The sequence below is a fragment of the Pirellulales bacterium genome (assembly GCA_035533075.1).
In the GTDB taxonomy this organism is placed as follows: Bacteria; Planctomycetota; Planctomycetia; order Pirellulales; family JAICIG01; genus DASSFG01.
This window is the reverse complement of record DATLUO010000172.1, coordinates 1-21752: the sequence shown is the minus strand read 5'-3', so window position 1 is coordinate 21752 and position 21752 is coordinate 1. Positions and strand designations below refer to the sequence as shown.

At 63.9% G+C, this 21752-nt stretch carries 16 protein-coding genes; 10 read left to right on the top strand and 6 right to left on the bottom strand.

Annotated elements, in window-relative coordinates:
- The first annotated feature begins 377 nt into the window (after positions 1-377).
- On the top strand, positions 378-3557 hold the full coding sequence (locus VNH11_21235; protein HVA48904.1) for a hypothetical protein: 3180 nt from the start codon (positions 378-380) through the stop codon (positions 3555-3557).
- 559 nt (positions 3558-4116) lie between these two features.
- Here VNH11_21235 and VNH11_21230 read toward each other — a convergent pair.
- Genes VNH11_21230 through floA form a run of 3 tightly spaced genes read right to left on the bottom strand, consistent with a single transcriptional unit; the run spans position 4117 to position 6773 of the window.
- Complete coding sequence (locus tag VNH11_21230) at positions 4117-5034, bottom strand: NAD(P)-dependent oxidoreductase (protein ID HVA48903.1); 918 nt, start codon at positions 5032-5034, stop codon at positions 4117-4119.
- Between the two features lie 24 nt (positions 5035-5058).
- Positions 5059-5715 (bottom strand): hypothetical protein, encoded by a 657-nt coding sequence (locus tag VNH11_21225; protein HVA48902.1) that lies wholly within the window; start codon positions 5713-5715, stop codon positions 5059-5061.
- Positions 5712-6773 (bottom strand): flotillin-like protein FloA, encoded by a 1062-nt coding sequence (gene floA, locus VNH11_21220; protein ID HVA48901.1) that lies wholly within the window; start codon positions 6771-6773, stop codon positions 5712-5714. The genes VNH11_21225 and floA overlap by 4 nt, the downstream gene beginning before the upstream one ends.
- A 227-nt stretch (positions 6774-7000) precedes the next feature.
- Between floA and VNH11_21215 the strand changes: the two genes are divergently transcribed.
- From VNH11_21215 to VNH11_21190, 6 genes are all read left to right on the top strand, one after another.
- Positions 7001-8605, top strand: a complete 1605-nt coding sequence (locus tag VNH11_21215; GenBank protein HVA48900.1) for a response regulator — start codon at positions 7001-7003, stop codon at positions 8603-8605.
- A gap of 258 nt (positions 8606-8863) precedes the next feature.
- On the top strand, positions 8864-9436 hold the full coding sequence (locus VNH11_21210; GenBank protein HVA48899.1) for an RNA polymerase sigma factor: 573 nt from the start codon (positions 8864-8866) through the stop codon (positions 9434-9436).
- A complete protein-coding gene (locus VNH11_21205) occupies positions 9433-10029 on the top strand; it encodes a hypothetical protein (GenBank protein ID HVA48898.1) in 597 nt (198 codons plus the stop codon). Before VNH11_21210 ends, VNH11_21205 begins: the two co-directional genes overlap by 4 nt.
- A 34-nt stretch (positions 10030-10063) precedes the next feature.
- On the top strand, positions 10064-10786 hold the full coding sequence (locus VNH11_21200) for a hypothetical protein (GenBank protein ID HVA48897.1): 723 nt from the start codon (positions 10064-10066) through the stop codon (positions 10784-10786).
- Between the two features lie 142 nt (positions 10787-10928).
- Positions 10929-13589, top strand: a complete 2661-nt coding sequence (locus VNH11_21195) for a DUF1549 domain-containing protein (GenBank protein HVA48896.1) — start codon at positions 10929-10931, stop codon at positions 13587-13589.
- 126 nt (positions 13590-13715) lie between these two features.
- Positions 13716-15011: a DUF1501 domain-containing protein gene (locus tag VNH11_21190; protein ID HVA48895.1), complete on the top strand. Its 1296-nt coding sequence runs from the start codon at positions 13716-13718 to the stop codon at positions 15009-15011.
- A gap of 7 nt (positions 15012-15018) precedes the next feature.
- Here VNH11_21190 and dprA read toward each other — a convergent pair whose 3' ends face one another.
- The 3 genes from dprA to VNH11_21175 all read right to left on the bottom strand — a co-directional run bounded on the left by dprA (position 15019) and on the right by VNH11_21175 (position 19164).
- Complete coding sequence (gene dprA / locus VNH11_21185; GenBank protein HVA48894.1) at positions 15019-16152, bottom strand: DNA-processing protein DprA; 1134 nt, start codon at positions 16150-16152, stop codon at positions 15019-15021.
- 680 nt (positions 16153-16832) lie between these two features.
- Positions 16833-17687, bottom strand: a complete 855-nt coding sequence (locus VNH11_21180) for an RNA polymerase sigma factor RpoD/SigA (GenBank protein HVA48893.1) — start codon at positions 17685-17687, stop codon at positions 16833-16835.
- Positions 17688-17910: 223 nt separating this feature from the next.
- Positions 17911-19164: a protoglobin domain-containing protein gene (locus VNH11_21175; protein HVA48892.1), complete on the bottom strand. Its 1254-nt coding sequence runs from the start codon at positions 19162-19164 to the stop codon at positions 17911-17913.
- A 223-nt stretch (positions 19165-19387) separates the two neighbouring features.
- Between VNH11_21175 and VNH11_21170 the strand changes: the two genes are divergently transcribed.
- Genes VNH11_21170 through purD form a run of 3 tightly spaced genes read left to right on the top strand, consistent with a single transcriptional unit; the run spans position 19388 to position 21442 of the window.
- Positions 19388-19984 (top strand): DUF4058 family protein, encoded by a 597-nt coding sequence (locus VNH11_21170; protein ID HVA48891.1) that lies wholly within the window; start codon positions 19388-19390, stop codon positions 19982-19984.
- 16 nt (positions 19985-20000) lie between these two features.
- The gene (locus VNH11_21165) at positions 20001-20168 is read left to right on the top strand and encodes a hypothetical protein (protein HVA48890.1); all 168 of its coding nucleotides are present in this window, start codon (positions 20001-20003) and stop codon (positions 20166-20168) included.
- On the top strand, positions 20165-21442 hold the full coding sequence (purD, locus tag VNH11_21160) for a phosphoribosylamine--glycine ligase (protein HVA48889.1): 1278 nt from the start codon (positions 20165-20167) through the stop codon (positions 21440-21442). Before VNH11_21165 ends, purD begins: the two co-directional genes overlap by 4 nt.
- Positions 21443-21752 lie beyond the last annotated feature (310 nt).

Sequence of the window (21752 nt, the reverse complement as noted above, 5' to 3'; positions counted from 1 at the left end):
CAAGCTTCATCGCACGATCCAGATCCTATCGGCCAGGCGCTGCCCCAGCCACCACCTCAGACCGCCTGGGAAGGCCACCCCACGTCAAGGACGCCAAGTGCTCTGTAACGCTAACCCGTGATTGCCAACGGACTTCTGTTTCATCAACCTACCTTGACCAGTCGGGCAAATCGCCCCTATAATCCCGCCGGCCCTAGGGCTGTCATTTCATCTAACCTCTTCCACCATTTCACGTTGTGTTGTACGCGACGGCGGCCGTCTACTCGGCGCGGCGCGCGTATAAGGATGCCCATCCGCTGACAGGTCCTCGTGCGACACTCTCGCTCGCTGTTAGGCGCGCGCGCTGGCCGCTGCGCGACGCAACGCTCGCGCTGCGCGTGTGTTTGTTCGCAGCGCTGACGTTCGCCTGCGGCAGCGCGGCCGGGCAAGGCATCGAGCTCGCTGCTGCCAAGCCGAGCGATCCCATCCGCATTTCGGCCGAACAGGCCAACACCTGGAAGGAAGGATCTTACGACGTTTATCTGCTGCGAGGCCATTGCGTCGTGGCGCAAGGCCATAACGTGTGCCGCGCGCGCGACGCCGTCGTGTGGGTCAAGACCGGCGACCGAATCGAACCGAAGCCCGGCGACGGCACGGAGAAAATGCCCGCCGACAGCACCCGGCTGGCGCCGATTTCCTCGACGTTCAACGCCGGCGACGCCACGGAGCAAAAACCCGGCGACGGCACGGAGAAGAAGCGCACCAAGGTGATCGCCTACTTGGAAGGCGACGTGCAGATCGAGGCCGGCCGTCGGCCGCGGGCACGCCAAGGCCCGCTCGGCGCCTCGAACGACCGAGGCTGGCTGGGGCGGTTTCTTTCGACGGCGCCCGTCGAGATCGATATTCCACGCCCGCAGGGCGAGCCGACCGTCAAGCCGGCGTTTTATGAAAACGCGGTTGACCAGCGCAAGCCATCGGATGCCGTCACGCGCACGCAATATGTTCCCTCCAATCGCGGCGCGCTCCCGCCGGCCGCGCACATTCCGCCTCCGCCCGGTTCCCAGCCGCAGCAGGCCACCGCCACGCCGGTCGGCGGCGTCCGTCACCTGCGCATCTTTCCGCGCGGCGATCAGAATCCGCAAATCGTCTGGGAAACGCAATCGTCCACCGGCGAGGGCGTGGCGGTGATCACCGGCGGAGTGCAAATCTTTATCGACGTGCCCGAAGGACAACTCGACATTTCTGCCGACAAAGTCGTGGCCTGGACCGTCGGCGATCTGGGCGGGGAAACACGCCAGAAGTATCAGGACGAAACGGTCCCCTTGGAGGTCTACCTGGAAGGCAACGTCGTCTTCCGCCAGGGCGACCGCGTGATTTACGCCGATCGCATGTATTACGACGTGAAGAACAAGACGGGCACCATCCTGCAAGCCGAGATCACCGCGCCGGCCCCCGGCTACGGTGGGATGATACGGCTCAAGTCCGACATTGTGCGGCAGGTGAACGACGACACCTTCTATGCCCGGCACAGCTATCTTACCTCCAGCCGGCTAGGCAAGCCGCGCTTCCGCATCCAATCAAGCGATGTGCGCCTTTACGATCGGCAGCGGGCCCAAGTGAGTCCGTTCACCGGCAGCCCGATCATCGACCCCAACACGCACGAGCAGGTGATCGAGCACGACCAGATGGTGACGGGCAAGAACAATACGATGTTCATTGGACCGGTGCCGGTCTTTTGGTGGCCGCGCTTTACCACCACGTTGGACAAGCCGTCGACGGTGTTGCGCACAATCAGCGCTCAGCAAGACGGAATCTTTGGTTACTGGTTCGAAGCCGACTTCAACGCCTGGCAACTCCTGGGACTCAAGCCGCGCGAAGGCTATAACTGGACGCTCACCGCCAGCGAGGTGACGAAGCGCGGCTACGGCGCCGGCACCAACCTGATGGTCAACCGCAAGAGCTTTTTGGGCATTGATGGGCCGGTTAATGGGTTCTTCGAGGCGTGGGGCCTGCGCGATCGGGGGCTCGACAATCTCGGCCGCACGAGAATCGGCATCGAGCATCCCGGCAACTACCGCGGCCGCGTGCTGGGCCAATTTCGCCAGCAGACGCTCGACGGTTACCAGATCACGACCGAGTTGGGCCTGGCCAGCGATTACAATTTTCTGGAACAGTATTACGAGGCCGAGTACGAGATGCACAAAGACGAGACGACCGACGTCGAGATCAAGAAGATCACCGAGAACCGCGAATGGACCGCGTACACGCAGGCCCGTGTCAATCCGTTCTTCACGCAGACCAACTGGCTGCCCCGGCTCGACCATTACACCATGGGGCAGTCGCTGCTGGGCGACCGAGTCACCTGGTTCGAGCACAGTAACGGCGGATATGCCCAGTTCCTCGTCCAGCAGACGCCGCCCGACGTGCAGGACCAGCAGTACTTCAACTATCTGCCGTGGGAGACGGCCAATAACGCCACGTCGACCACGCCGGGCGCCGGCACGTTTGGAATGCGGCAGGGCGACCGGCTGGCGTCGCGGCAAGAGGTGGACGCGCCGCTGGAGTTGGGGCCGGTCAAGGTCGTGCCGTATGCCTTGGGCGAGGTGGCGCAATGGGGGCAGAATTTGCAAGGACAGAACGAGGGCCGCGTGTTTGGCCAGTTGGGTGTCCGCAGCAGCATCTTGTTTTGGGCCGCCAATCCGACGATCGAGAGCAATCTGTTCAACGTCCACGGCGTCGCCCACAAGGTCGTGTTCGACGTCGATGCCTTCGCGGCCGATGCCAACCAGAATTTCACTTCGCTCGCCTTGTACGACCCGATCGACGACAACAACCTCGACCGGTTCCGACGCCGCTTCATGACGATCGACTACGGAGGCACGCTGCCGACGAAGTTCGACCCGCGCTATTACGCCTTCCGCTCCGGCATTCAGAACTTCGTGGCCTCGCCCACGACGGAGATCGCCGGCAGCCTCGACATGGTGCGGCTGGGCATGCGGCACCGCTGGCAGACCAAACGCGGCCCCGTCGGCAACCGGCGGATCGTCGACTGGATCGTGCTCGACTCCAGCGGCGTCTATTATCCCAATCCGAACCGCGACAATTTCGGACAATCGTGGGGGCTGGTGAACTACGACCTGCGCTGGCACGTGGGCGACCGGCTGACGCTGCTCTCCGACGCCAGTGCCGACTTCTTCTATCAGGGACAAAAGACCTGGTCGGTGGGGGCCACGCTGTCGCGGGCTCCGCGAGTCAACCTCTATGCGGGCATTCGCTCGTTCAGCGGGCCGTTCACCTACAACTCGGTGACGGTCTCGCAGAGCTACCAGCTCAGTCCCAAATGGATGGCGACGGCCAGCACATCGTTCGCCTTGAACAACCAGGGAAACATCGGCGAGAATTTCAGCTTTACCCGAATTGGTGAAGCGTTTGTGACCAACGTCGCGTTCTACGTCGACGGCGGCAAGCAAAACCAGGGCATCAATGTCAACATCTCGCCGCGCTTCCTCGGCCAGCAGATGATGCAGCGGACGGGGGCAGGCGGCGTGCCGCAGGCGGGCATGAACGGTTTGCAGTAGGGTGGGACCAGCGAGCTTGCGAGCGCCGGCCCACCGTAAACGACGTCGCAATCGGTGGGCCAGCGCTCGCAAGCTCGCTTGCCCCACCTTACGCCACAACCGCTCGCCTGGCGTCCCGCCTCAGGCGCGGCGGAAATACAACCAGCCGCGCCCCACCCTATGCGCGTAAAAAAACCGCGGCGAGATCGAGCCGACCTCGCCGCGGCCGTTAATCAAACCTTTCGCCGATTGCGACGGTGGAGTCGCTGCGAGAAGAACGCGAATCGGGCAATGCTGAGCACGGCCGTGGTTGATTCGGGTCCACGCAAATGGGTTGGCACCTCCGACGGAATACTAGGCGAAAGGCTTGTTTCAAAACTCCGATTCAAACGACAAGGTTTATCGGCAGTTTTCAGCGGCGGGTTTGGCGGAATCTCGACGCCTGCTTCATCGCACTTCCGCCGCTCCCACCGCGCCGGTCTGCAACCCGTCGCAGATATTGTACCGCGCAAACCGGGGTCCGGCCAAAAAAGATTCAAGAATCGCTTCGGCAAGCCGCAGCCGGCCATTCGCTGAGCATCTATGTGCGGCCTTTCCAGTCGATCCCCGACAGCGAGGCCAAGGCCAGGTGCAGCGCCTGAGTGCCGTCGCGACGGTGACCTTGCGCGGCCAGGGCGATGTAGAGCTGGTTGGCCAGCGCCAGTCCCGGCAACGACAGGTTCATCCGTCTCGCCTCGACCAGGGCGATGCCCATGTCCTTGATGAAGTGCGCCACGAAAAAGCCGGGGTCGAAGTTGTTGTCGATGATCCGCGGCCCAAGGTTCGACAGCGACCAGCTTCCCGCGGCCCCTGAAGAGACCGACTGCATGACGGTTTTCAAATCGAGACCCGCGCGATAGCCATAGAGCAGCGCCTCGCACACGCCGATCATATTCGTGGCGATGAGGATTTGGTTGACCATCTTGGTGTGCTGGCCCGCGCCGGGCGGGCCTTGGTGGACGATCGTCTTGCCCATCGCTTCCCAGCAGGCACTCAGCGAATCAACGACGTCTTTGTCGCCGCCGATCATGATCGACAGCCGCGCCTCGCGGGCGCCGATGTCGCCGCCCGACACCGGGGCATCGACGCTGTAGACTCCCCGTTCTTTCGCCTTGGCGGCGATCTCCTGGGCCAGCGCCGGCTCGCTGGTGGTCATGTCGACGAGAATGTTGCCCGACTTGCTGCCGGCCAACGTGCCGCTGGCGCCGAGCACCACCTCGCGCACGTCGGTCGGGTAGCCGACGATGGTAAATACCACGTCGGAGGCGGCGGCGACGGCTGTGGGAGAATCGGCCCAGCGGGCGCCTTTGGCCAACAGCGGTTCGACACGCCCGCGACTGCGGTTGAAAACCGTGACCAAAAAACCTTTGGCCAGGAGGTGCCCGCACATACTCGTGCCCATTACACCGGTTCCGATCCAGCCGAGTTTGGTCTTGCCGGGTTCAACTTTGCTTGGCATGGTCACATCTTTCTAATCGTTTTGTCAATACCGGCGCTGGATAATCTCATTCAACACGATGGCTTGTCGTACATTGTCAGGATCGGCCAGCAGTCTCGCAAACACCTCATTGAGGGGCGCGCCTGGGGCCTGACCGGGTCCGCCCGCTTGCGTTGTCTCGGATGTTGGCGGCGCCGATTCGTGAATGCGACCCACCTGGTGATCGAACAACTGCATGTGTGCTTGAAAGGCGGCGTCGCCACGATCGGCGTGGGCGAGCTGTTCGGCGCGGCCGGACAACTGGTGCGTGTCGACGTGCGATTGCACCGGCTCCGGCCAGCGGCTGGAAGGCATCTCTTCGACGGCGCGGGCTTCGACGATTTCCGGCGCGGGCCCGCCCGCCGAGCGCGGCAGGGCCCGCCGTTGCGGTTGGGGCGGCTGCTCGGCAGGCCGGCCGGCGGTCCGCTTTTCGGCGGCGCGCTTCAAGAACTCGGCGACTTCATCCTGCACGTCTTGCCGGCCGGCAGGACGCGGACGCGCGCGGGGATCGGGCCGGGCTTCGGGACGCATCGGCGGGCGTTTCTGCCCCTTGCCGGCCACTTGGGCCGCGTAGTTCACCAGGTAAACCAGGGCCAGACCGGCAGCGACGACCACCTTGATCCACAACGCGATGTCGGCCAGTAGAATCGGAAAGTCGTTCATGATGCGCTGGTCCTGGGGGGCATGCGAGTTCCTCCCCCGGCGATGGCCGTACGCATGTCGGTATCGGCCTGCACGTTACGGAGCTTGTAATAATCCAGAATACCCAGTTTGCCGTATTGAATGGCCTCGGCGATGGCCTTGGGCACTTGGGCTTCGGCCTCGACGACCTGGGCCCGGCTTTCTTCGATGGTGGCCAGCATTTCTTGTTCGCGGGCCACGGCCATCGCTCGTTGCCCCTCGGCTTCGGCCCGAGCGCGGCGGGTATCGGCCTCGGCCTGATCGGCTTGCAGCCGGGCGCCGATATTCTCTCCCACGTCGATATCGGCGATATCGATCGACACGATCTCGAAAGCGGTCTGCGAATCGAGCCGGCGGGCCAAAACCGCCTTGGAAATGCGGTCGGGGTTTTCCAGCACCTCGGTGTGCGACTCGGAAGAGCCGATGGCGCTGACGATGCCCTCGCCCACGCGGGCAATGATGGTTTCTTCAGTCGCTCCGCCGATAAGCTGCCGCAAGTTGGCCCGCACGGTGACGCGGGCCTTGACCTTAAGCTGGATGCCGTTTTTCGCCACCGCGTCGAGCGTTTGCCGGCCGGAGTTGCGTCCCGGACAATCGATGACCTTGGGATAGACGCTGGTCTGAACGGCTTCCAGCACGTTGCGGCCGGCCAGGTCGATGGCCGTGGCCTGCTTGAAGTCCAGGTCGATGATCTTGGCCTTGTTGGCGGCGATGATGGCCCGGATTACAAGCGGCACGTTACCCCCGGCCAGATAATGCGCCTCCAGCGCCTGGCTGGTGATGCCCATGTGCTCGCCGATGCCGGCCTGCACGGCCATGATCTTGCTGCGCACGATCACAGCCGGGTTGACCTTGCGAAAGGTCATGCCCAGCAGGTCCAAAATGCCGATGCCCGCCCCGGTGCTCACCGACTGAATCCAGAAGCGGAAATAGCGGGCAAAGATGGCGACAAAGATCATGGCCGCCACCAGGACGGCGAGAAGCAAGACAACCCAGATAATCTGCACCAGATTGGAATTGTCGGCGGCGAATAAGCTCATGGAAGTCCTCCCTAAGAATCGTCTCGCCGCCGAGGGTTGTTGTCAAGTCAGGATGAACCGCTACAACCGGCCCAAACGCCAGCGCGCCGGGGGCGAATTGGCCCTCGTTCGCGGTTTCTGGTTGCTTGGCACACGGGCGAAACCCACATTTGAGCAGCGTCGCCGAGCACCGCGACGGTGCCGCGGCGGGTGGCAGCCTGCGCAGGCGGACACGGCATGGAGAGCAGATGAAGCGCACCGTTTTGTACGTCGATGATGAGGCAGACAACCGGGCGGTCTTTGAGGCCGCCTTGGAGGACCGTTTTCACATCCTCACGGCCGACAGCACCGAAGCGGCCCTGCAGATCCTCGCACGCGAAATCGTGCCCGTGGTGGTGGCCGACCAGCGGATGCCCGGCGGCACCGGCGTCGATCTGTTCGACGTGCTGCGCGTCAAGCACCCGCAAACACGCCGCATTCTGCTGACGGCGTATACCGAGCCGGGGGCCATGATCGACGCCATCAACCGCGGGCAGGTGTTCTACTTTCTGCAGAAGCCCTGGGACCGTTCGTCGATCGAGTCGGTGGTGGTGCGGGCGTTCGAAGCCTACGACGTGGCCATGGCGCTGGAACAGCAGTCGGCGGTGCTGGCCCGGCAAAACGACGAATTGCGGTCGATGAAAGAGCGGCTGGAGGACGCCAGCCGGCTGAAGAGCGAGTTTCTGGCCACGATGAGCCACGAAATCCGCACGCCGATGACGGCCATTCTGGGCTTCACCGACGTGCTCCGCGAGCGGCTCCGCGGCGAAAAAGACCTGGAGGTGGTCGAGACGATCAAACGCAACGGCGAGTATCTGCTGACCATCATCAACGACATTCTTGACCTATCGAAGATCGAGGCCGGCTCGTTGAAGCTCGACTTGGGCCCCTGTTCGCCGCGCTCGATCGCCTCGGACGTGGCGTCGCTCATCCGGCCGCGGTGCGAAGCCAAGGGTCTATGGCTCGACGTGGGCGTCGACGACGCCGTGCCCCGCATGCTGCGCAGCGATGCCGTGCGGCTGCGGCAGGTGCTCGTCAATCTGTTGGGCAACGCCGTCAAATTCACCGATCGCGGCGGCGTGCGGGTCGACGTTCGCCTGGCGCCGTCCAACGGCGACGCGATGATGTTGCAGTTCGATGTCGTCGATTCGGGCATCGGCATCGCCGCCGAGCGATTGCAGTCGTTGTTCCAGCCGTTCAGCCAGCTCGATTCGTCGATGACGCGGCGCTTCGCGGGCACCGGGCTGGGCCTGGCGATCAGCCGGCGGCTGGCGCAGCTTCTGGGCGGCGACATCACGGTGCGGAGCGTGCCCGGCCAAGGAAGCACGTTTAGTCTTACGGTGCCGGCGGGAAAATACCAGACGTTGGGGACGCCGTCCGCCGGCAAAGTCGAAACGGTCGCGGAACCCCCGGCGACGAAGTCAAGGCTTTCGGCGAAAGTCTTGTTGGCGGAAGACAGCCACGATAGCCAGCGGCTGCTGACGTTTATTCTGGAAGCTGCCGGAGCCAGAGTGACGGTGGTCGATAACGGCCGCCAGGCGGTCGACGAGGCAATGCACTCCGGCGCCCCACCTTACGACCTGGTGCTGATGGACATGCACATGCCGGTGCTGGATGGGTACGACGCGACCGCCGAGTTGAGGCGGTTGGGCTACGGCGGAAACATCATCGCCGTGACCGCCCACGCCATGTCGGGCGACCGCCAGAGGTGCCTCGACGCCGGCTGCAACGAGGTGCTCACCAAGCCCTTCGAGCGCGAGCGTCTGCTGACCCGTCTCCGCGACTTCGTGCCCCAGCCGGCCGACGCCAGCTAGTGCTCTGGGGCCCTCGTCCCCTGATCGATCGCGAAAGCAGCGATGGTGGCTGGGGCAGAGCTTGGCCAGGACCGGCCCGGTTTGAGGACACGCTCTGCCGCCAAGCTTTGCCGCCAAGCTCTGCCCCAGCCACTGCCTGCCATCCCGCAATCGACCAACGGCAGAGCTGCAACATGCAATGCGGCAAGCGGTTATGCTAATTGTTGCGGACGGCCCAATAATCCGGCCGCGGCGCGCATCATAAGGGATGAAAGGGCGATGTGGGTCGCGAGACCCGCCGACGGAGACCAAACGTTGACCTTGGCGGACGAACGACGACTCGCCCCCGAGAAAATCGCGGCACTCCATGCCGAGTGCGCTGAGGATCTGCGCCGCTTGGCGTTGGGCGTGCTGCACGACGTCCATTTGGCCGCGGATGTGGTGCAAGCCACCTTCGTCAAGGCGATCGAGCAGGGACACACGGCGGAAGAGTCGCTCAGGGGCTGGCTGTTTCGCGTGGCCTTGAACGAGGCCCTGGCCTTGCGGAGACGGCAGGGAGTCCAGGCGCGGGGCGTGGAACAGTTGGCCTGGCTGCGGCAGGCAAATGAGCGCGACGACTACGACCGGCCTGACGAAGTGGCGCGGCGGCGCGAAGAAGGCCGGCGGGCACGGGAGGCGCTCGACGCCTTGCCGGCCGAGCAAAGGCAAGTGGTCTGGATGCGGCTCTACGAACAAAAGACGTTTGCGGTGATCGCGGACGAATTGAAAGTCCCCCTAGGCACGACGCTGTGGCGGATGCAGGCGGCCATCAAGAAATTGCGTGAGTGCCTCGGCACGGGAGACGATGAATGAACCTTGAATCGGACGAAGAACCGCTCTTCACCGCAGTCCGCTACGTGCTCGAAGACCTGTCGCCCTCGCAGCGCGACGCTTTCGAACAGCGGCTGCTTGAAGACCAACCAACGCGCGAATGTCTGGTGCAGGCGGTCAAGTTCTGCCAGGTGGTCGGCGAGGGGTTGCTTCCGGCTGTCGAGCCGGGGGCCTGGAGCGAGGGAGAGGGGGAGAGAGGGGTCGACGGAGAGCCAGCCAGAGCCGAGCGGCATTGGCCGCGCCGGGCGGCTTGGGCGTCGTTGGCCTTGGCGGCAAGCGTTTTGTTGGCGGTCTTCGTCATCGGAACTGGCGATCGCCACCGTTTGCCGGTCGGCGACTCATCGCCTGGCGACCCCCAAAGGCAGCTTGCCGTCGCCTGGGTCAACTCGGCCGCCATCGTCGAGTCGGAACGGGCCACCGAGACACGCGGCGCTCTCGCCGACGACATCGCTGCCACCGAACCACCTGACGACAAAACGATAGGGACGGGCGGCGATTGGTTGTTCGAAGCCGTTACGGCGCCGCAGCCATCGGGCGTGCCGGAACCGTCCACTGCAAACCATCGAGAAGGGTGAACCATCGAGAAGGGTAAGTGCGATGTTCTTGGCAATGCGTTCTTTCGCGACGATGGGGCTGTTTTTGTTGGCGCTGGCAGCCCTGGCCGACGATCAACCGTTGGTAGGCGGCCATGCCAAGCCGGACGAGAACAAGCAGGACAAGTCGCAGGCCGAGAAGAAACAGCGCGACAAGAAGACCGAGAAAATGGGAGCGGCCGAGAAGCAGGCCGCCAGGAAGAAAGCAGCCGACAAGCCGGTCAAAGCCGGCAAGCACGCCAACAAGAGCAAAGCGGCCGATGCCGATCGCGAAGAGGCTGCCTTGCTGTTTGTCCGCGAGCACCAGCCGGAGTTGGTCGAATTGCTGAATCGCCTCAAAGGAACGAAGGAAAAAGAGTACCAGCAAGCGATCAAAGAGCTGTCGCGCGACAGCCAGCGAATCGACGGCCTCAAACAGCGCGATCCAGAGCGCTACCAGCAAGACGTGCGGGCGTGGCAGCTCGACTCTCAGATTCGCTTATTGACCGCCAAGCTGAGCTTGGAGGACCGCCCCGAATTGCGGGAAGACCTGAAGGCCGCCTTGGCCGAGCGGGCCGACCTTCGCTTGGCGCAGAGAAAGTTGGAACGCGAGCGCGTGGCCGCCCGGCTAGCCAAGCTCGATGAGGATATCGCCCAGATCGTCAGTCAGCGTGATGAAGACCTAAAGAGAACGTTCGATCGGCTGCTCCGCGCCGCCGAGCGAGTGCGACCGAAAGCGAAAAAAGAGGGCACAAAGTAGGGTGGGACCAGCGAGCTTGCGCTTCGCCGGCCCACCGTATTCGACTTTGAACCACAATTCGATATTCCTAACCACCAAGCGCCCCAACACGGTGGGCCGGCGCTCGCAAGCTCGCTGGCCCCACCCTACAACGACAACGCCTATGAACCGAACACTCATTGTTGCCTGGATCGTAACGACCTCCGCCTTGCCCGCCGTCGCCGATGAAATCACTCCGCCGGCCAGTCAGCGATTTGCCCCCGATTCTGCCGCGCAGCCCGATTTCCGCCGACATGTGCTCCCGGCCATGGGCCGACTCGGTTGCAACGGCCGGGCCTGCCACGGTTCGTTCCAGGGCCGGGGCGGGTTCCGCTTGTCGCTCTTTGGCTATGACTTTGCGGCCGATCATGAGGCGCTCACCGGCGGGGACGAGCCGCGGGCCGACGTCAAAGATCCGGCGGCCAGCCTGATCCTCGAAAAGCCCACGCTGACGACCGACCACGAAGGCGGCAAGCGGATGGAGGTCGGAAGCTGGCAATACAACATCCTGCGGCGCTGGGTCGAAGCCGGCGCAGCGGGCATCAAGCCGGACGACGCGGAGTTCGAAGCTCTCGACGTCGAGCCGCGCGAGATCGTCTCGCAGACCGCCGGCGCGGGACCGCAACTCCGCGTCGTGGCACGCTGGTCTGACGGCTCGCGCGAAGACGTCACGGCCCTCTGCCGATTCCGCAGCAACGACGAGTCGATCGCCACCATTGACGAGAACGGCCAGGTGACGGTGTCCGGCAAGGGCGACACCGACGTAGTCGCTTTTTACGACAACGGTGTGGCGACCGTGCCCGTGATCGCGCCGGTCTCCGAACTGGTCGGCGATCACTACCCGCAGGTGCCCATGCCCACCAAGGTCGACGAGCTGGTCGTGGCCAAACTCCGCAAGCTGGGCGTCGTGCCCTCCAACCTGAGCAGCGACGAGGAGTTCTTGCGGCGGGCGAGCCTCGACGTGACAGGTACGCTTCCCTTGCCCGAAGAGGTGACCGCCTTCCTGGCCGACACTGCGAAGGACAAGCGGGCCAAGAAGATCGAGGAGATGTTGTCGCGTCCAACCTACGCCGCCTGGTGGGCCACGAAGCTTTGCGACATCACGGGCGACAACGAGCGGAACGTCGGCGAGCAGCGTTTCCGCCGGCAGCAGGCTGAACAATGGTATCAATGGGTTTATCGCCGCATCGAACAGAACGTACCTTACGACAAGATTGTGGAAGGGATGGTGCTGGCCGTCGGCCGACGGCCCGGCCAAAGCTTTGAAGACTACGCGGCCGAGGTAACCGCCTATTTTAGGGCCGAGAATCCGGCCGATTTCGCCGCCCGTGAAACAATGCCGCACTACTGGGCGCGCCGGCAGTTCAATCAGGCCAAAGACAAGGCGATGACGTTCAGCTATGCCTTCCTGGGCGTGCGGCTGCAATGTGCCGAGTGCCACAAGCATCCCTTCGATCAGTGGACGAAACAGGACTTTGAGCAGTTCACCGCCTTCTTCGAGCCCGTCGCGTATGGCTACGCCCCCGACGCCAAGGATGCGGTCAAGTCGATGGAGGAAGAGCTGGGGCTGAAGAAGATCAAAGATAAGGAAGCGGCCGAACTGATCGCCGCCGGCAAGGTGTTGCCGTGGAAGGAGGTTTACGTCCGCAAGCCGGGCCAGCGCGGCGGCAAAGACCGAGGGGGCAAGGCCGCGAAAAGACAGGGCCGCCCGGCGGGCCGCGTCATCACTCCCAAGCTGCTCGGCGGCGAAGAGGTGGTGGCCGAGCAATATCCCGACCCGCGCGCCGCCTTGATGGACTGGATGCGGAGCGAAGACAACCCGTACTTCGCCCGTGCCTGGGTGAACCGCGTTTGGGCCAGCTATTTCAACGTGGGCATCATCGAGCCGCCCGACGACATGAACCTGGCGAACCCGCCCAGCAATGAACCGCTGTTGGCGTATTTGACGCACGGTTTCGTCGAGCACGGCTACGACATGAAATGGCTGCACCGCGAGATTCTCAGCAGCCGCACCTACCAATTGACCTGGCGGTCGAACGAGAGCAACCGCCTCGATACGCGGAACTTCAGCCACGCCGTCATTCGCCGCCTGCCGGCCGAGGTCGCCTACGACGCCATCGTGCAAGCCACCGCGGCGACGGGCAAGCTGGAAAACGTACGCGACGGCCTGAAAGACCGGGCCATTGGCGTCTCGAGTTCGTACTCGGACCTGAGAAAAGGCGGCAATTACGTGCTGACCCTGTTCGGAAAGCCCGCGCGGGTGACCAACTGCGATTGCGAGCGATCGAACGAGCCGAGCCTGTTGCAGACGATCTATCTTCGCAACGACCAGTCGATGCTCGGCCTGTTGGACCGCAACGACGGCTGGCTCAAGCAGATCGACCCGGCCGCGGCGCGACCGCGGAAATTCCTGGAAGAGGAGCACGCGAAGCTGACAACCGCGATCGCTCAGCAAGAAGAACGGCTCAAAGAAGTCGAGAACGACGGCAATCGAAAGGACCGCAAAAACGCCGAGCGCGAGTTGGAGCGGCTTCGCAAGCAACTCGAGCAGAGGGACCGTGCGCTCGACAAGGAAAAGCAGCGCAACGCCGATCTACCGCCGGTGGAGGCGGCGCCCGAAGCGCTGGTGCGCGAGGCCTACCTCCGCACCTTAAGCCGATTGCCCAAGGACGACGAGCAACAGATTGCGATGCGTTATCTCCAAGAATCGGAAACGCCCGCCTCAGGCATGAAAGATCTGATGTGGGCGCTCTTGAACACGAAAGAGTTTATCGTGAACCGGTAAGAGAGGGTTCAGGGTTCAGAAGATGGGAGATCGCGACTTTCCTGACGCCTGACGCCTGACGCCTGACGCCTCATCCCTGAACCCTGAACCCTGAACCCCGAACCCTGAACCCTCCCAAGGATCCCCATGTCCACCAACACTTACTGCGACGGCATTCGGCGACGCGATTTTCTCAAGGCGGGCGCACTCGGCAGCGGACTAAGCTTGGCCGGCTATTTGCGGCTGGCGCACTCGGGCGAAGTGCAGGCCGCCAAGGCCAAGGCGGCCATCTTCGTCAACCTGGGCGGCGGCCCTTCGCACCTCGACACCTTCGATCTGAAGCCCGGCGCGCCCGATGAAATTCGCGGTGAGTTCAAGCCAATCGACACCAAGGTCGCGGGCGTGCAGATTTCGGAACACCTGCCGAAACTCGCCAGCCACACCGACAAGTTTGCCGTGCTTCGCGGCGTAAGCCACACGTTGGCGGCCCACGAGCTGGGCAGCAAGTATCTGAACAGCGGCAACCGGCCGTTGCCCTCGCTGGAGTTCCCCGGCTTCGGCGCCGTCGTGAGCAAAGAGCTGGCGGGCCAGCGCGACCTGCCGTCGTTCGTCGCCATTCCGAATACTCCGCAACGGGCGGGCTACTTGGGTGTGCGCTACGCCGCCTTGTCGACCGATTCGACGCCCAAGCTCGGCAAGCCGTTCAACGTGCGCGGCATGACGCTCTCCGGCGGCCTCACCGTGGAAAAGGTCGAGCGGCGGCAGCACTTGCTCGGCGATCTCGATACGCTCTTCAACGGCTACGAGTCGGCCAGCGGACTCGTGGAGGGCCTCGACAAGTTCGACGAGCAGGCCTACGAGATCATCAGCTCGTCACGGGCACGCCAGGCGTTCGACGTGACGCAGGAGAAATCGGAAGTAGCGCAGGAATTCGGCGACAACAACTTCGGGCAAAGCTGTTTGCTGGCCGTGCGCCTGATTGAGTCGGGCGTGCGGTTCGCCACCGTGAACTTCGGCGGCTGGGATACGCACCAGCAGAACTTCGTGAAGCTGAAAGACAAACAGTTGCCGGAACTCGATCAAGGTCTGGCGGCGATGTTCAAGCAGCTCGATCGGCGAGGGCTGTTGAGTTCGACCGTGGTGTTCGTCACCGGTGAGTTCGGCCGCACGCCCAAGATCAACAAGAACGCCGGCCGCGACCACTGGCCGCGGGCCATGTTCGTGCTGCTGGGCGGGGGCGGCATCCGCTGCGGCCAGGTCGTCGGCGCGAGCGACGAGCAGGGCATGGGGCCCGCGGAGGGCGACGGCATCTCGCCCGACCAGGTGGCCGCTTCGTTCTATCACACCTTGGGCATCAATTACGAGAAGGAGTATCACACCAACACCGGCCGACCCGTGATGATCGTCCGCCAAGGCAGCCTGATTCCGGAGTTGGTGGGTTAGTCCCACCCTACGACACGCGCAGCACGTAGTTGCCGCTGAGTCGTTTGACCAACCGCCGCATCTCCAGCACGCTCAGGGTGGATAGCACCTGCGGCGTCGGCAGGCCGCTGTCGGCGATCACCTGGTCGATGGCCGTGGCGCTGGTGCCGACGGCCGACAAAATGCGCTGCTCCGCCTCGTTCAGCAGCAGTTCGGCGGGATGATGCACGACCGAGCCGTCTTCGCGCGGCGCGGCGGCCACCAGCGGGCCCAGCTCTTCCAACACGTCGTCGGCCGTTTCCACGAGCTTCGCTCCGTCGCGAATGAGCTGATGGCAGCCGCGCGACATACGGCTATCGACCGGCCCCGGCACCGCAAACACCTCGCGTCCCTGCTCCATGGCGTGGCGGGCCGTAATCAACGCGCCGCTGTGCAATGCCGCCTCCACGATCACCACTCCCAGCGACATGCCGCTGATCAAGCGGTTGCGCTGCGGAAACGCGCCGCTGAGCGGCGCCGAACGGACCGGCGCTTCGCCCACCACCGCGCCGCGGGCCATGATTTCGCTCGCCAGCGTGGCGTGTTCGGGCGGATAGATGTTCAACACGCCGCTGCCGAGCACGGCGATGGTGCGACCGCCCGCCGCCAACGCGCCGCGGTGGGCCGCCGCATCGATGCCGCGGGCAAGGCCGCTCACGACCGTCAGTCCGGCCCGCGACAGGCTGGCCGCCAAACGCTCGGCAATCATCAGTCCATACCGCGTGGCGTGCCGCGAGCCGACGACGGCAATGCTCAACGCGTCGCGCGGCTCGATCGCGCCACGCACAAAGAGCAGGCCCGGTGGATCGGCGATTTCTTGCAAGGCCCGCGGATAGCCCGCGCCGTCCTGCGGCACGATGCTCACTTGGCGTTTGCGGCAAAGATCGAGTTCGGCGTCGACGTCGATCTCGGCGCGTGCCCGTGCCACGGCGCCGGCCAGCTTGCCGCCGATGCCGGGCACCGAACGCAGCTCGCTGGGCGAGGCGGCAAAGATTGCCGCCGGCGTTTCGAACCGCTCCAGCAGAAGCTGCCGCAGGCGCGGTCCAATGCCCGAAACCAGCGACAGGCGCAGCAAGTCGGTCAGCTCGTCGCTGGCGCCGTCGGAGTTGAAGAGCTCGGCCATGTCGATAACTTTGCACGGCGGCCTGCCGCCCGTCAATCCGCTTGCGGAGCAAGCGGGCTACGGGGCGCAAAAATAGAGCCGCTCGGAGGGTTTGCTCCAAGCGGCTCTCTCTCGTCGTTGTTCATGCGCCGACCGAACTCGCCACGCGAAGTGGCCGGGTGAGCGCCGCTGCCAACGCGAAAAGGAACTACTTCCGCTTCGCCGTCTTCTTCGCAGCTTTCTTCTTGGGCGACTTCTTGACAGCCTTCTTGGCAGCTTTCTTCTTGGCCACGCTACATGTCCTCCGTTAAAAACCTGGTGAGCCGCGCTTCGCTCAACGGTCTGAACGAGCAATCGTCGCAACCGTTGGAACGCGCCGCCGCTCACCCTTGACAAAAAACGACTTCCTATCGTCGGTCGCCGCGAGTCGAACATCCATCGCTCGATCTCGCGCACGACATCAACTCAAGCGTGCGCTATGCGTCTAGTTGTACGCCGAAAAAAATTTTTGGCAACAGGTATTTGCCGTCGCGACGAGATTTTTTTCGCGCGCTTGCCCGACGGCGCGCGCGACAAACGCGAACGCATCGCGCACTCACGAGAGAGACGAAGAGGCCCGAAGGCGTCAGGCGTCAGGCATCCGGGCGATTTGCCTCGTCGAAAGCGCGACGTCAAGAGTTTCGCGTCGCGCGCGGCGAGCGTCAATCGTCTTCCGCGGCCGGCTCGCCTTCCAGCGCGGTGGCCAGCTTGGCGAGCGCCTCGGTTTCGATCTGGCGGACCCGCTCGCGCGTCAGACCGAGCTGCTCGCCGATCTCTTTCAGCGTGCGCGGCTCGTTGTCGTCGAGCCCGAAGCGCATCCGCAGAATCGTCGCTTCGCGCTGGTCCATCGTTTCCAACAGCCGCATGACGTGCGTCAGGTTGTCGCCGTCCAGCAGCTCGTCTTCCGGACTCTTGGTGCGCTCGTCCATGATCATCTCGCCCAGCGACCAGCCCGCTTCGGCCTGGTCGGTCTGGGGCGTCGAGTTGTAGATGCGGATCGCCTTCTTGATGATCGGCAATTTCTTGCGCGGCAGGCCCAGCACGCGGGCCACTTCTTCGGGCGTCGGCGTGCGCCCCAGCTCTTCGGTCAAGCGCGTGCTCGCCCGGCGCCACTTGCTCAACAGCTCGACCATGTAGGCCGGAATGCGGATCGTCTTGGCCGTGTTGATCAGCGCCCGCTTGATCGACTGCTTGATCCAGTAGCTGGCATAGGTGCTGAACCGCGTGCCCATCGCCGGGTCGAAACCCTCGACGGCGCGCAGCAGGCCGAGGTTGCCCTCTTCGATCAGGTCTTGCAGGCCGAGGCCCTTGCCGGTGTAGCCACGGGCAATGTTCACCACCAGCCGCAAGTTGGCCCGCACCATGCGGTCGCGGGCCTGCGTGTCGCCCTGACCGATGGCCACGGCCAGGTCCTGCTCGTCGTGGGCCGTCAAGAGCGAGGTCTCGTTGATTTCCCGCAGATAGGTTTCCAGAGGCGACTGCACCGCTGGACTCGTTCGACGTCGTGCTTTCGTCATCCGTCTGATCCGCCCGGCAAAAAACAGGAAATATGCGTGGAACAACTTGACTATCGACGGAGCGTAAGGCCGTTCTGCACAAACGCCCGGCGGCGACAAGCTGGCACGGCTGTAGTCAGCCTTCGGGCGGTAGGGGCCGTGCCGACGTCAGGCGTCAGGTTTCAGGCGTCAGGTGGCGTGCCTGACGCCTTTCGCCTGACGCCTGAGCCCGCCCGGAGTCCGCTTACGCCGACTTTGCCGGTTCTGCCAGCCGCAGTTCGATGTGGACCTCGCTGCCGTGCGGCGGGTCCGAGGTCAACCAAATCCGCCCGCCTTGCTCCATCACCAGGTTCCGGGCGAAATACAGCCCCAACCCCGATCCGGGACGGTCCTTGTGCATGGAGAGACGGCGGAACGGAAGGAATACGTCATCGACCTCTTCCTTGGGCACGCCCGGCCCGTTGTCGGCAATCACCAGCTCGCACGTCCCCTCTTGGAGGTGCGAACGCAGCACCACGCGGCCGGGCCGCCGATCGATGAACTTGACGGCGTTCGAGAGAAGGTTGCTGAAGACTTCTCGCAACAGCACTTTTTTTCCGCGCACCCGCGGCAGCCGCCCTTCGACCGCGATTTCGATTTCACGTTCCGACAAACGCGCCAGGAGCGAGCCAACCGCTTCGTCCCAGGCTTCCTGCACCGAAACCGTTGCTTCCGCCCCCTCGTCGCGCAGGGCCACCGCCGACGCCAGCAGCTCGTCGATCATGCGGCTCATGCGGAAAGTACGGTCTTTGGCCGCGGCGACGAGCTCTCTCGCCGCTGCGGGCATCTGCTCGCCGAATTCGTCCAGGGCTTCGTCGCACAGGTTGGCCACGGTGGCCAGCGGCGTCTTCAGATCGTGGGAGGTAAGCTGGGCAAATCGCCGCAGCTCGGCGTTGGCCCGCCAGTACATATCGAGCGCCTGCCGCAGGTTCCGCGTCGAGTGGGCAAAGTAGGCGTCGAGCGTCAGGCCGATGTCGAACAATACAGCCTTCAGCAACGACTGCGCGCGACCTTTGAAAGCATCGCCGTCGGCGGGATGTTCTTCCGAGAGACGCTCGAAGCTGTACTGGACGTATTGGTTGTACGCACCCAGGAAGTACTGCGGCTCCAGGCCGATCTCGGCATGCACCAGGCCGACCTTTTGCCGTCGGGCGAAGTAATCGTCGTCCCAGCGCGCTTCGAGCATCGACTCGAAGTGGTCGCGCTGCACCTGCTTGAGCCAGGCCACCGTGCCGGGCGACTGCAGAAAACCGGCCGTCTCGTCGAACGACAACAGGTGCCGGTAAAAATCCTCGACGAATTCGTCGGCCCAACGCCGGAAACTGCCGAGCATGCCGCGCAGCCGCTCGGCGTCGGCGGGGCCCATGTCGAGAAAATCGAGCCGACGCCGCGGGTCGATGGCGGCCGACGGCCCGGCATGGTCGAAGTTGTCGGGCGCGGGAACGGAGGGAGTAGGCATGCGTGCCAGTCTAGCCGGTGCTCCGCGCCCGCCGCAACTTGGCAACCCTTGTCGTCCAACTCAACTTTAACTTTAAGACACTACCACCGGCCGGGGTGGCGTCTTAGTCGTTATCATCGGCACGGAACAGTTGCAGGCCGGGGACGTTGCACGGGGCCGCTCGGTTGGCGAGTCAAGAGCGGGTATAATGGACGACTGAATCATTTTCTCGAGGCGACGTTTTATGCCGGTTCACGATTGGTCCCGCGTGGACGCCAACTTGTTTCACGACTTCCACCAGGCCTGGAGCATCGGCATTCGCAATGCGCTCAACGGCGGGTTGTTGCCGAAGGGCTATTCCGCGCTGGTGGAACAGCATGAAGTCTCCGCCGCCCGTGCCAATCGCATCGCCATCCGCCATCCGCTGGGCGAAGTCGTTTCGGTGATCGAAATCGTTTCACCCGGCAACAAGTCGAGCCGACGGGCGCTGCGGGCGTTTGTCGACAAAACGGTGGGCTTTTTGCAGCAGGGCGTTCACGTGCTGGTGGTCGATTTGTTCCCGCCATCGGTCCGCGATCCCGACGGCATTCACAAGGCGATCTGGGACGAATTCCAGGACGAGCTGTTTCGGCTTCCCAAGGAGACGCCCTTGACGCTGGCGGCCTACGTGGCGGCATTCCCCAAGACGGCGTATGTGGAGTTGCTCGCGGTTGGCGACCGGCTGCCCGACATGCCGGCCTACCTCGACGAGGACCGTTACGTTCAGATTCCGCTCGAAGCGACCTACCAGTCGACTTGGGCGACCTGCCCGGAAGATATGCGCGCGGTCATTGAAGGCTAGGTTCGAGTAGCAGTCCGTGGCAATCTTTTCCAGGGTTCTTTCCTCGCGGCGGGACGGCCTTTATTTCGCGGGCTGCCTCGCAGGCAAAGTTGACCGCCACCCTGCTTTTTTTGCCCGGCGCGGTAAAATCAACTTCGGCATCATCCTTTTCATCCGCATCATCCTGGTCGAAGTTTGGCAATGAACGTTCTCGTTATCGGCAACGGAGCGCGCGAGCACGCGCTGGCCTGGAAAATCGCTCAAAGCGCTCGCGTGGAGCGGGTGTTCGTGGCGCCGGGCAACGCCGGCACGGCGCTCGACGCGGAAAACGTCGATATTTCCCCAGGCGATTTCCCGCGGCTCATCAAGTTCGCCCGTGAGAATAAGGTCCGCTTGACCGTGGTCGGTCCGGAGCAGCCGCTGACGGCCGGCATCGTCGATGCTTTCGTCGCGGCCGGGCTGCGCGTGTTCGGGCCGAGCAAAGCCGCGGCCGAATTGGAAGGAAGCAAGGTGTTCTGCAAAAACCTGCTCCGCCAGGCCGACGTGCCGACCGCCGACTACCGGGCTTTTCGCTCCGCCGACCGGGCCACGACCTTTCTCAAAGAACGCGACGACGTGCCGGTGGTCGTCAAGGCCGACGGACTGGCGGCCGGCAAGGGCGTCGTCGTTTGCTCCGGCCGCGCGGAGGCCCTGGAGGCCGTCGACCGCATTGCCCGTGCCAAAGAGTTTGGCGACGCCGGCAACCAACTGGTCATCGAAGAACGGCTCGACGGGCACGAAGCGAGCGTGCTGGCGATCACCGACGGCCAGACCATCGTCACGCTGCCGCCCTGCCAGGATCACAAGCGTGCCTACGACGGAGACACCGGGCCGAACACCGGCGGCATGGGCGCCTATTCTCCCACGCCTGTGGTCGACGACGCCATGCTGCGTTGGGTCGAGGAGCACGTGTTGGTGCCCACCGTCCACGCCATGAAGCGCTCGCGGCGTCCCTTCCGCGGCGTGCTCTATGCCGGGCTGATGATCACCAATCAGGGGCCGAAGGTGTTGGAATACAACGTCCGGCTGGGCGACCCGGAATGTCAACCGCTCTTGATGCGGCTGAAGAGCGACTTGGTCGACCTGTTGGAAGCCACGGTCGAGGGGCGGCTCGACTCGCTCAGCCCGCCGCAGTGGGATTCGCGTCCGTCGGTCTGCGTGGTGATGGCCAGCGAAGGCTATCCGGGAAAATATCACACCGGCAAAGCGGTGCGTGGTCTGGACGAAGCGGCCAAAGTGCCCGACGTGAAAGTGTTTCACGCCGGCACGGCGTCGGCGGCCGGTCAAATCGTGACCAATGGCGGCCGGGTGCTCGGCGTGACCGCGTTGGGCGGTACGCTCGCGGCGGCCAAGCTGCAAGCCTACACCGCCGTGAAAGCGATCCGCTGGGACGGCGCCTGGTGCCGAAAGGACATCTCCGACAAGGCGCTGCGCCGGTAGCATCCGTAGGGTGGGACTGGCCTGCGCAAAAACTCGCGGCCGACGAGCGTGTACTGATGCCAGTTTTGTTCCGGCCGGAAGCCGCCCGCTTGCCGGGCGGAGGTTCACGTTCTCACCCGAACGCAGGCGACACGTTCGTCGCGTCCAACGGGTGCGGTCCACTCTGTCCCGTGGTTTATGCGGCATTTTCAAGCGGAATGAGACGATTCTGGCTGGGAGTTCGTGGTGCGGCGGTCTGCCATGAAACGAACATCTGGTCCCGAACGGTGGTCCAGGTCTTGCTCAGGACGGCAAGCCGCAGGGCCAGAAT